Origin of the sequence: Frankia sp. Cppng1_Ct_nod, assembly GCF_920656135.1 — a bacterium.
Classification (GTDB): domain Bacteria; phylum Actinomycetota; class Actinomycetes; order Frankiales; family Frankiaceae; genus Protofrankia; species Protofrankia meridionalis.
The window spans coordinates 1-11,574 of sequence record NZ_CAKKTK010000109.1 but is presented as its reverse complement, the minus strand read 5'-3'; the positions used below and the strand labels follow the sequence as shown (position 1 = coordinate 11,574).

The 11,574-nt window shown below is 68.3% G+C and carries 8 protein-coding genes; 5 read left to right on the top strand and 3 right to left on the bottom strand.

Annotated elements, in window-relative coordinates:
* The 3 genes from NBW77_RS20655 to NBW77_RS20645 form a co-directional block, all read right to left on the bottom strand.
* On the bottom strand, positions 1-1,931 hold a 1,931-nt coding region (locus NBW77_RS20655), incomplete at its 3' end, for an FAD-dependent oxidoreductase (RefSeq protein WP_250280183.1).
* A gap of 293 nt (positions 1,932-2,224) precedes the next feature.
* The gene (locus tag NBW77_RS20650) at positions 2,225-2,935 is read right to left on the bottom strand and encodes a spheroidene monooxygenase (protein ID WP_349817058.1); all 711 of its coding nucleotides are present in this window, start codon (positions 2,933-2,935) and stop codon (positions 2,225-2,227) included.
* Between the two features lie 61 nt (positions 2,936-2,996).
* Positions 2,997-6,839, bottom strand: a complete 3,843-nt coding sequence (locus NBW77_RS20645) for an AfsR/SARP family transcriptional regulator (protein ID WP_250280182.1) — start codon at positions 6,837-6,839, stop codon at positions 2,997-2,999.
* A 446-nt stretch (positions 6,840-7,285) separates the two neighbouring features.
* On the opposite strand from NBW77_RS20645, the gene NBW77_RS20640 reads away from it, so the two are divergent.
* From NBW77_RS20640 to NBW77_RS20620, 5 genes are all read left to right on the top strand, one after another.
* Complete coding sequence (locus NBW77_RS20640) at positions 7,286-7,981, top strand: hypothetical protein (RefSeq protein WP_131747431.1); 696 nt, start codon at positions 7,286-7,288, stop codon at positions 7,979-7,981.
* Between the two features lie 211 nt (positions 7,982-8,192).
* Complete coding sequence (locus NBW77_RS20635) at positions 8,193-8,726, top strand: SAV_6107 family HEPN domain-containing protein (protein ID WP_165486199.1); 534 nt, start codon at positions 8,193-8,195, stop codon at positions 8,724-8,726.
* A 413-nt stretch (positions 8,727-9,139) separates the two neighbouring features.
* The gene (locus NBW77_RS20630) at positions 9,140-9,913 is read left to right on the top strand and encodes a methyltransferase domain-containing protein (RefSeq protein ID WP_131747430.1); all 774 of its coding nucleotides are present in this window, start codon (positions 9,140-9,142) and stop codon (positions 9,911-9,913) included.
* A gap of 4 nt (positions 9,914-9,917) precedes the next feature.
* Positions 9,918-11,153: a DNA polymerase IV gene (gene dinB / locus NBW77_RS20625; RefSeq protein WP_250280181.1), complete on the top strand. Its 1,236-nt coding sequence runs from the start codon at positions 9,918-9,920 to the stop codon at positions 11,151-11,153.
* Between the two features lie 123 nt (positions 11,154-11,276).
* Positions 11,277-11,574 (top strand): DUF3040 domain-containing protein (locus NBW77_RS20620; protein ID WP_250280180.1); only part of this gene is annotated, 298 nt, incomplete at its 3' end.

The window sequence follows — 11,574 nt, the reverse complement described above, 5'->3', positions numbered from 1 at the left end:
GATAGCCGGTGCAGGCTGTGTACGCGGCAGCCGGCATGCACGGGCACGCCGTTGGCCACTGAGAGATCGCGGATGCTGTCGGCAAGTTGGTGGATGTTGACGGCGTACCCGTCAACCTCGATGGCTCCGTGGACCGATGCCCGTGGGGCCGCCGGCACCGCTTCGGCGGTGTTCGTGGTCATCACCGTCCTCGTGGTCGTGGCGAGCGCCGGCCACCGGCGGGTGATCTCGTCGGGGTCGACCGTGCGGACCGTGGAGTCGATCTGGGACTGCAGGAGCATCCCAGCGGCCAGGCCTGCCTCGGACAGGTAACAGCGGGGAAGTCGGGTATCCCGCCGCAGCTGGTCGAAAACGTGTGGGTAGCGGGCGAACAACGCCTCCCAGCCGCGTAGGCCCAGTCGGTTGAGGCCGACCACGAGATCCACGGTGAGCGCGCGCAGGCCGGCGCGGTCGGTGAAGCCCTCGAAGGCCTCGACCCAGCCGCGCTCCCTGTCATCGAGGGTGCTCGGGTCGCGCAGCTGCCAGCCGCCGGCACGCGGCGACCGGGCGAGAACGCTGCGGCGGGACGTGTCGGCATGCGGAACGGTTTCGGTCAGTGACAGGTGGCGCCCGTCGGTCCCGCCGTAGGTGGTGCCCTGCCGAGAGGGGTCGGTGCGGTCGGCCGGGGCTGCGTCGAGCACCTGGATGTTGCGCCGGCCGGCGGTGTGCAGGCTCAGGGCGATGGTCAACCCGACGATCCCGCCACCGATGATGATGATCCCGTCTGTGTTGCCCCGGCCCTCGGGGCGACCTCGATCTCGCCGGGCCACCCATGGCTCGACGCCGAGTTCGACCGGTGCCGCGGCCCACAACTCGCCGTCGGATTCGCCGTCGGATTCGGTGTTCAGCAGGCCGTCGGATCCGGCATCGGGCTCGGCAGGTAGTTCAGCGATCTCGCTGTTGGCGACCACGGTGAGAAATGCCTGGTCAAGTTCTTCGCCGCAGCCGGGCATGCGCATCGCCGCCGAGCTGAGGGTGAAGCCTGGACGCAACGCTCCGCCGTCCGGGAAACGATCGACTATTTTCTTGCGGAGCGGGTCGACGAGCCCGGGTGCGTTGTCGATCACAACGGTGAGCTCCCGGCGGCCGTAGGCTTCCATGACCGCACCCTCGGTCAGAACCTCCGGTTCGCTGATCGACACGATCCTGGTGCCGGCGAATGCCTTGACGTGGGCGGGGTTGATGAACCCGTGGGTCGGGTGCCGGCCATCGGCGGTCAGCGGTACCGCGATGCTGAGGAGATCGGACCCGGCGAAGACCGCGTCGATGTCGCGGGCGACGGTGATGGGAGCGTCCGCCAGGCCGTGGGTGGACATCCATGCGTCCCGGACCCGCGGATCCGCGGCCAGGGACGGCGTGTGGACGAGGATCCGGTGGCCGTGGGCGGCTGCGGCACGTGCGACCCGTCCGTTGATCGCGCCGGCACCGATCAGCCCCACGATGATCGAATGGGCGTCCGGAAACGTGCCGCGTGCGGCGTCCAGCAGGGCGTCGGTGACGAACCGGGCGATGTGGCGGGCGTTGACCTCCGGAGTGTTCACGACCTCGACGCCGTGGGCGGCCGCGGCGGTCGTGTCGATGGCCGCGAGCGAGGTCCCGCGGCGGATGATCAGAAGTTTTCGATGATCGTCCTGTGTGCGGACCGCCGCCGCCCACGCTGCGATCGCGGACGCGTCCACGGCGTTCGCACCGACGACCAGGGTGTCGGGGCGCAACGTCGACAGCGTGTCGGCCAGGGCGGACGCCGTGGCGGCGAGGTCCGCGCGCAGCAGCACGGTAGGGATCGCCTGCAGTGACCGCCGGGTGGGTTCGCTCACCACGGTCGCGACGAGGACCCGGCGGGTTGGGCGCGGCGGGCGGAAGGACACGACGGAGTCGGCGGGTGTCGACATTTCTGTTTCCATTCGGCTGTTAATCAGAGTGAAACTCGGTTACCGGAGGGCTGTGTTTATGGGTTCATGGGCGATGGCTGGTTCTTGTTGTAACTTGCCCCGTGGTTTGCGCTGACCTACGCCGACCTGCGCCGACCTGCGCTGAGACTCGCGCTGTGATATCGGTCATGGTAATGAGGGCCGGGCTCGGCATAACCTCCACCGTGCCGCGTGATCTTCAACGCACGGTTAACGGCCCCGTGCTTTGTGACCATGGTTACCATCGGTATCCCGACTCGCCGGTCATGGTCGGATCAGCGGGTTCGGTCCCGGCCGGATCGTGCCAGTGGGTCACGTCCGTTAATCGTTCCGTGGGTATGCAGGACGGCGAAGCGCGCGAAAAGCTCCTCGGTGTACCAGCCGTCATCGGATGTGCGGCGAACGACATCGGCATGGGCTTCGCGACCGTAGGCGAACCGGCGCAGCGCGGCGGCGTCGTCCCAGATACTGAAGGTTCCCTGCAGCCCGAGCGGTGCCTCGCCGATTCCCACGGCGAACCGCAGGCCATCGCTTCGGGCAAGATCCTCGGTCACCGGTGGCACCGCCCGCCAGAAGTCGCGGGCCCGCCGGATCGACAGCCTCGCCCGGGTGATCGCCGCGACCGGCCCGGTCGTGCCGGAAGGCGGCGGCACCGGGTCCCCGAACGGACGCTGGCGCGACCACCGTCCGCGTGACGACAACGGGTGAAGTTCGGCACGCCATCGTTCGTGCGCGATACCCGACCATGCGGTGATCACGGCGGACCGTTCGAATACGGCTGCGTCCCGCGCAGATGCCCAGACGGTCAGCAGCCCCCAGCGCAGCATGTCGGCGTCGCGCGGGGTGAAGGTCCGGCCGCGTCCGGTACCGAGCAGCCTGGCGAAGACCACCCCGGTCGTGCGCCGGAGATGGCGGCGGTCCAGCGCCATCCGTGCCACGGCATGGGGCACGTGGCGGGGGCGTACCCCCCACAGGTCGATGGTCACGAACGGGCAGGTCTCCGTCGGATATCCACCGCCATGTCCCATGCTCGGGACCGTACCGGGTTCACGGCTGAACGGTGGGGCTTGCTGTACGTGGTCCTGCTGGCCGTAGCGGTGACAGTCGCAGCACTCTGCCGGGTTCCACCCCGTACTTCTGCAGGAAGATCGCCTGAATCCGGGGTGCGTTATCGCGCCACGGCAGTGCCCGGCATCGTCCCAGCGTCTGGCGGGGATGCCGGCCTGACCCGGCGACCTGTGTCAGCACCCCGTCAGGCCCGTTGTCGCGGATTAGAGCGGCGAGTTTGTCGTCGGCGACGAACACCGAGTCGTCCAGCTGGATGTAGAGCACGGACAGTTCGTCCGACCCGCCCGCGCGTGAGTCGATGAGCAGGGGCAGCCGCAGGTAGTCGTCGAGGCCTGTGCTGACGCCCGGGTCCCACAGGTCGGTGAAGCGCTGTTCGATGAACTGGACGAGGGCGGAGTCGACGGTCGTCTCGTGCTGAGTGGAAGCCGACGAGGAGCGGCCGACCGGGTACGTCGAGACGATGGCTCCGTTGTCCCACCGGTGGTAACTCGTCAGCGGCGGTTCGGTGTAGACCCGTACGGACATCCGGTGGCGCAGATGCGGGTCCAGGCCCGCACGGATCGCGTCCAGCCGCCGCAGGTTGCTTCTGATCGAGTCAGGGACGTCGACAACGCGGCGCAGATCCTTCGCCCGTTGCACGGCCGCGGGCGAGTCGGGGTCGAGCAGGAGGATCTGGACCAGCGCCCCGTTACGCAGGGCGGTGCTGACAGCGGCGGCGAACGCCTGCTCGTACTGGGATGTGACCAGGTCGGTCCAGGTGTTGAGGACCCGTACGATCCGCCGGCTGGCCGCGGTGCGGTTGATGAAGTAGTCGGGGTCGAACCCGCCGAGCAGACGGCCGCCGTCGAACTGGGCGGGTTCGGCGGGTGCGGCCGAGGACAGCCGCCGCTCGGCGGCGGCGAGTTCCGTGGAGCCGGTCTGGCGCAGCAGGTTGATGCCCTGCTGCCAGGACCGTCTGGCACTGTGGATGTCGTCCATCTGCGAGAGCATGTCCCCGCGGCGGATCAGGATACGGGGTTCCCACAGCTGGTCGGGCAGGGCCGCGAGCAGGATCAGGGATTCGTTGTAGGCGACGAGCGCGCTTTCCAGGCGGGTCTGGTTGCGGTAGAGGTCGCCGAGGCGGCGCAACCCATACGCCTCCAGGGGCTGGTTGTCGAGGTCCTGGGCGATGGTCATGGTCGTGTTCAGGCAGGCGACGGCTTCGGTGATCTCGTGGCGGTCGCCGTGGCACATTGCCAGGCACACCAACGTCTCGGCCTCCGCGGCCGGTCTGTTGCACTGGCGGAACAGGTACAGGGCACGGTCGAAGTAGTCCACCGCCTCGTCGAGCTGCCCTTTGCCGCGGCAGCTGTCGGCAAGTCCGTGCAGGCTGCGTGCCTCGCCGAAGGTGTTGCCGATGGCAGCGAAGATCTCGAGGCTGCGGGTGAACCGTTCGGTGGCGAGGTCGAGATGGTCGCGTGCGGTGCTGTTCGCCTGGACGGCGGGCCGGCCGTCCGGGTCGGCGCCCGGGGCGTCCAGATTCCAGAAGGCCTCCTCGAAGGCGAGGACGATGTCCCGGTCGCCGAGACTGCACAGCATGGTGGCTTCCGCCAACGGGTTGCCGGACCGGCGGGCGGCGGTGAGGCCCTGGTTGTGCGTCTGCTCCCAGTCTCCCCAGTGGCCGCCGAAGTCGTAGAACCGGGTGGCTGCCGCGGCCAGCCGCCAGGTCATCTCGTCCAGTTCCTGGCTGGCCGCCTGCTCGATCAGGGCGTGGAGGTTGGTGCGTTCGATGCCGAACCAGACCAGCGGCGAGGAGACTAGCGCGGCGAGGGTGTCGGGGTCCGGCGGTGCCGCCGGTAGGACCTGGTTGTCGATCATCCAGGCTCCGCCCGGCGCGAAGGCCGCGGTGGCGCGGTCCAGGACGGTCAGATACGCCGACAGTATCCGGGTGAACGCGGTGCGCTGCTCTTCCGCGACGGCGGCTGCCGGGTTCACCGGGTTCACCGGTTCCGTTCCGGCCGGCGGGATATCGGCCAGGCGTTCCCGTGCGAACACCCGCATCAGGTCGTGAAACCGGTAGCGGGTCTGCCCGGTCTGGTCGGGATTACGCCGTTCCAGGAGCTGGGCGTCGGCGAGTCGGTCCAGGACGTCTTCGGCCTCGTCGACGTCGATGTCGAGCAGGGCCGCGGCCGCCCAGGGCGCGAAGGTGACGATGTTGGGCAGGGCGAGCAACCGGAACGCGCGGCGTTCGTCCTCGGGTCGGCCGTCATAGCTCAGCGCGAAGCTGGCTCGAACCTCCATGTCCCCGAGTTCCAGCCAGGACAGACGATCACGCTCGTTGGTCAGCCGGACGGCAACCCGGGCCAGCCTCCAGTGTGAGTGGGCCGCGATCTTGCGGCCGGCGATCTGGATCGCCATGGGCAGGTAACCACAGAGCCCGGCGATGTCACGGGCGGCTTCGGGTTCGGCCTCGACCCGGTCGTCACCGGTGAGTTTCGCCAGCAGGGCGACGGCTTCGGTGGCGGTCAGGTCGGCGATGGTCCGGTGGAAGGCGTCCAGACCATGCAGCCGGGACCGGCTGGTGACGATGACCGCGCAGCCGGGGGTGGTGGGCAGCAACGGCCGGATCTGCCACTCACCGGCGGCATTGTCCAGAACGATCACCATGCGCTGGTCGGCGAGGATGTTGTGGTACATCTCGGCGAGATCGTCGGGGTCGGGGGGCACCGCGGTCCTGGCCACGCCGAGTGCCTGCACCAGCCGGGACAGTACCCGGGTCGGGTCCAGCGCCGTGGGCTGGGTGCCCCGCAGGTCGAAGAACAACGGCGGGTCGGGGAAGTGCTCGCGGACCCGGTGGGCCAGGTGGATGGCCAGCGCGGTCTTGCCCGCTCCGGGCTTGCCCGCGATCGCGGCCACGACCGTGCCCCGAGCCAGCGCGGCCGGGTCGGTCAGCGCGGTGAGGATCCGCGTCCGGATGCTGTCGCGGCCGGTGAAGTCTGCGATGTCGGGGGGGAGCTGGTAGATGCCGAGGCTGGTCGTCGCCGGTGACTGCGGGCGCTCCAGTGCCCGCGGTGGTGTCCAGGCCAGGGCGCTCGATCTCCGCAGGATCTGCTCCTGCAGGTTGCGCAGTGCGGCCGAGTCCAGGCCGAGTTCGTGCAGACCTTTCAGTCCGTCGCGGCATGCCTGGGTCGCTTCCTCCGTCCTGTCGGCCCGGTAGAGGGCGACGATGAGTTCCCTGCGCAGCCCCTCGTCGTGTGGATATTGGGTGACCAGCCCCCGCAGATCGCCGATGATCTCCTGATGGCGGCCGAGGGAGAGGTCCGCGGAGATCCGGGTCCGGATCACATCGCGGTGCAACTCGTCGAGTCGCTGCACGTGCGCGGCGGCAAACGTGTAATCGGCGACGTCGGCGAGTGCCTGGCCGCGCCATAAACCCAGGGCCGTCTGCAGCGGGGCTATCGCCGCGACCGGATCACCGTCCTGGAGCGCGCGGCGGCCCTGCTCCAGCAGGGTGCGAGCCCGCGCGGCGTCGATCTGCTCGGAGTCGACCTGCAACGAATATCCCGAACCGTGGCCGATGAGCAGCCGATTACGCTCGGTCGGGTCGAGTCGGCGGCGCAGCTCGCTCATGTGCGTACGCAGGGTCGCCAACGCCCGGTCCGGGGGATGACCGTCCCAGACCGCCTCGATCAGCCGGTAGGTCGTCACGATCTGGCCGGCATCCAGCAGCAAGGCCGTGAGCAGCGCCTTCCGCTGTCTTCCACCGAGAACGATTCTTTCGCCGTGGCGGCTGACCTCGGTGGGTCCCAGGATTGCGAACTGCAGGTGCTCTTCGTCTGGCATGTGACCTTCTCGTGCCGACCGGTCCGGTCGCGGTATCCGGCGATACCCGATTCCGGGTTCGGTGCTTCCTCGGGGCCTCCGGCGGCGCGACCGTGTCACGACGCCGCCTTTGGCGAGAGCCATGATCGCGATTCCTTTGGCCAATGGTCTTCGTGACGGTGACAGCTCTGCTTTTCTGAAGTCTGTCTACCGCAGAGTGCGTCGTGTGCGAGACTGTCGCAACCACTTTGCGGCGGAGTGTTCGAGTCGGCTGGGCGACTGGTGCCACGCCAGGTTCCGCGAGTTCCCTTTCGCGCGTCCAGCCGTTGATCCAGTGGGTTTGTCAACAGGACGTCAACGTCCGCCGTGATCGGATGTGTACGGCTGGTTGATGGCCACCTGCTCCAATTTGTTCCATCGAGCCTGCCTGTAACGGGGGCGAAGGAACAACAGGAGGTGTGCCAATCATGGCGGACACATCGACGAAGGAGATGCGGCGGCGAGGACTTCTGCACGAGGTGACCCTGAATATCGTCGATGGCAGACAGGATCACCTTGTGCTGGTAGCGGCCGACAGCCGTGTCGCGGCGATCCTCGCGGACTGGCAGGGTGCCCGCCGGGTCGAGCTGATGGTTGAGGGGCGTCCGCTGGCGCTGGAGGCCGACCTCGACCATCGCGGGATACGGGTACTCGACCCCGTCATGCGAATCCCATTGGCCGCCTTCCGACCAGCACGCCGCCGCGGCGGCGGCACCGTCGAACTCCCCGGCGGTCATACGGCGCGGTGGGTTGTTCCCGGCAGGTCCGTCTTCGAGTGCGGCTTTTTCGACGGATGTGGGCGCAGTCTTCTCCGGTTCGCACACGACGGTACGTCGCTGGTGTTCGTGGACGACGACCACCGCCGCTGTGGGGGTGCCCACGATCCGCTGGTTCTCCTGACGTTGGGCTGGTTTCTGCGGTTGCTGTCCGGTCTGCCGCCGGTTGCCGGCAGGCGTGGCCGGGATGGCGGCATCAGGTGGGACGGCGGGGCTTCCCGTGATCCGGTCACGGTCGGCTGGTCGCGGTCGGCGGACAACGGTCAGCCGGTTGCGCGACCGGCTGCGCAACCGGCTGCGCGGCCCCACGGCCGGCCCGAGGAACTGCAGCCGGATATGTATTCGTAGCGTTCGGGATGGGAGACCCCGCGGCTTGGTTGGTCCACTGCGGTTGACGTGCGGGTTGTCCGGATGATTGTCGCGGCGTCATCCGTGCGGTGCTCTTTGCCTCATCCCCTCGGTAAGCCGGCGCCTTCGGTGATGTTGACCGATCTGGCTTGGGTGAGGTTTACTCGTTCCAGTGTTCGAACATGCGTTCGATATGCTGGAAGGGGTGGTCATGAGTCAGCAGGCTAATGATCGGTATGCCGCGTCTGCGGTGCCTGTCCTGACTCGGGGACGTCGTGGTGTCCGAACGTCGATCCCCTCCGTGGGCCTGCCCCGCCGTTCCCGGGACGAGCTGCTCATGGCCGCGCGGCACGGCCTTGACGAGGCGAGTCTCGTCCAGGTCCCCGCAGAGCGGTACGCCCTGGCTCATCTGGCGGCGTTGCGTGTCGCGGCGGCGGTCCTCGCCGACCGGGCACAGGCTCGCCCCGGTCATCGCGGTCGGCCGGCGAGTGCCTGGAGGCTGCTTGCGGCGGTGGCACCCGAGCTGGCGGAGTGGGCGCAGTTCTTCGCGGCAGGTGCCGCCCGGCGGGCGGCGGCCGAGGCAGGTCTGCCCGTGGTCGGTACCCGTGATGCCGATGACCTGGTACGACAGGTCGAGATTTTTCTCGGAGTCGTGGAAACGACGTTGGGTCTGCCATCCCAACCGGTACTGCCGGCCATGGTTGCCGATTTTGCCCGGTTTTCCCACGATCAGCGCCGTCGGTGACCGAATCCGCTGTCCGGGCCGATCTCCAATTCGAATGGTCGGGCGGGCCGCGTAACTCGTCTTGCACACCACAGAGCCAGCGCTCACTATCAGTGACCATCCGATGCATCTTGGTTACTGGTGGTGGGGGTCATGTGTGAGTCTGATCATTCGTGGGAACGGTTCGCGGCAGGTGTCGCAACGGACGGAACCGTCTGACGTGTCCGAGCAGTCACGCGAAGCTTTGCGGCGGGGACGACGGCGTCCGCCTGACTGGGTACTGCGGTTGGCCGGTCTGTCCCTGGGAGGTCTGGTGGTCGGCATAGCCATAGGTCTCCGGCTCCCCACCTGAGGTTCGAAAGTGGTCGTCCGTGGCTACCCTGCCGAAGAGGTCGGGGAGTCCTCACCGGGCATCGCCCAACGGGAGGTAAGGCATGGCTGTCAGAACTCGTCCGGTTACCTGGGGAGATCTTCGGCAGGCCGTGGTCTGGCAGGGACTACGAGATGCTCTTGCCGCATTGACCCCACGGGACGACAGCACGCTCGGCATCGTGGACGCGGGCGGCGGGAGCGGAGGGTTTGCGGTGCCGCTGGCGGAACAGGGGCATCGGGTGACCGTCATCGATCCGAGCCCGGACGCGCTCGCGTCACTGGACCGGCGGGCGGCCGAGCGCGGGGTCACGCATCTCGTGGACGCTCGGCAGGGAGATCTTTCAACCGTTCCGGAGATCGTCGGGGTGGCGTCGTCGGACGTGTTGCTGTGTCACACCGTTCTGGAGGTGGTGGATGAGCCGGACCGCGCCCTGGCTGTCGCGACCGTGGCGTTGCGTCCCGGCGGCCTGCTCAGTGTCGTTGCCGCGAACCGGAACGCGGTCGTGCTCGCACGGGCGCTCGCCGGTAGGTTCGCGGAGGCCCGGTACGCGCTTGCCGATCCCGGGGGGCGGTGCGCGACATCCGACCCGGCGCACCGGTTCGACGCCGAAACCCTCACTCGCATGGTGGCGGACGCCGGTGCCGATGTGATCGCGATCCACGGGGTACGGGTGTTTGCGGACCTGGTCCCCGGAGCTCTGGTGGATGCGGATCCCTCCGCGGCGGAGCGGCTGCTGCGGCTGGAGATCGCAGCCTCGTCCAGGCACCCTTTCCGTGACCTCGCCACCCAGTTGCACGTCCTTGCCCGCCGCCGTGAACAGCCGAACGACCGATGACGTGATGCCCGACGACGTGATGCCCGACGACGTGATCCCCGATGACGGGGGCAGTCATGTTCTCCACGTGGACATGGATGCCTTCTTCGCGTCGGTCGCGGTCCGCGCGGACCCGCGGCTGCGCGGCCGTCCCGTGATCGTCGGCGGTGGCGTGCGCGGAGTGGTACTGTCCGCGACCTATGAGGCCCGCCGCTACGGCGTGCGAAGCGCCATGCCGATGGGCAGGGCACGCCGGCTCTGCCCGGCTGCGGTGGTGCTGCCGGCCGACCATGACGCCTACCGGCGGGCGTCCGCGGCAATCATGGCAATTTTTCGTGATGTCACACCGATCGTCCAGCCGCTGTCTCTCGACGAGGCGTTTCTCGACGTCACGGGCGCTCGGCGGCGTCTGGGATCCCCGGTCCGGGTTGCGGCGGCCATCCGGGCGAGGGTGGCCTCGCAGGAGCAGCTCACCTGTTCGGTCGGGGTGGCACCGTCGATGTTCGTTGCCAAGATCGCATCGGCGCGGTGCAAGCCGGACGGGCTGCTGCTGGTCCCCGCCCATGGTGTCCTTACCTTCTTGCACCCGCTGCCGACAGCCGCGCTGTGGGGAGTCGGGGAACGCACCGAAGCGATCCTGCACCGTCTCGGTCTGCGCACTATCGGTGATATTGCGAACACCCCGCTCGCCACGCTCCAGTTCGCGCTCGGCCAGGCGGCAGCAGCGCAGCTGTCCGCACTCGCGCACGGCCACGACGACCGGGCGGTCAGTCCACCTGCGGTGGAACGCAGCATCGGTGCCGAGGAGACGTTCCCCGTCGACACCGCGCAACGGGCCGGCATCGTCCGGGAGCTTCTGCGGTTGTCCGAACGGGTCGCAGCCCGACTACGCAGCCAGGGCCATGTCGCCCGCACCATCTCGCTCAAGGTCCGCTACGGCGACTTCACCACCGTGACCCGGGCACGCACGCTGCCCGAGCCCACCGACGTCGCGCAGACGATCTACCGGACGATGTGTGATCTTTTCGACGGGCTTCCGCGCGCGGGCATGGTGGTACGCCTGGTCGGTGTGCGGGCCGAGAAGCTGGTACCAGCAGGGGAAATCGGCCACCAACCGACGCTCGGCGAGCGCCGGTTCGGGTGGCGGGATGCCGAACGCGCTGCTGATCGGGCTCGTCTCCGGTTCGGCACCGATATGGTCCGACCGGCATCTCTGATGACACGTCCGGGCATGGGCGGGGACGCTGCCGGGGAGGACTGACGACAGGACGAACCGATCGGTCTGTCTCGGCATGGTCGGTTGTCTACCGCACCCGCTCGGTCGTGCCTATTCTTGGGTGTCAGGTTCCGTCTGCCGGACCTGCCGGTCGTGGGAGGAGCGTCGATGCCGCTCTCGGAAAACGAGCAGCGCCTGCTGGAACAGATCGAGCGCGCGCTCGTCGAGGACGATCCGAAGTTCGCGAGCACGGTCCGCTCGACGAACCCTCGTACCTACCTGCTGCGCAGGGTGCGCCGTAGCCTTCTCCTGTTCGGGCTCGGGTTGGTCGTCCTGGTCGTCGGGGTCGCGCTCAACCGAACTCCGCTGATTGTGGTTCTCGGCATACTCGGGTTTGTCCTGATGTTGTTCGCGGCGCGACGTGGCGCTGCTGACCTTCGCCGGATGAGTGGCCGTGGCGTCGAAC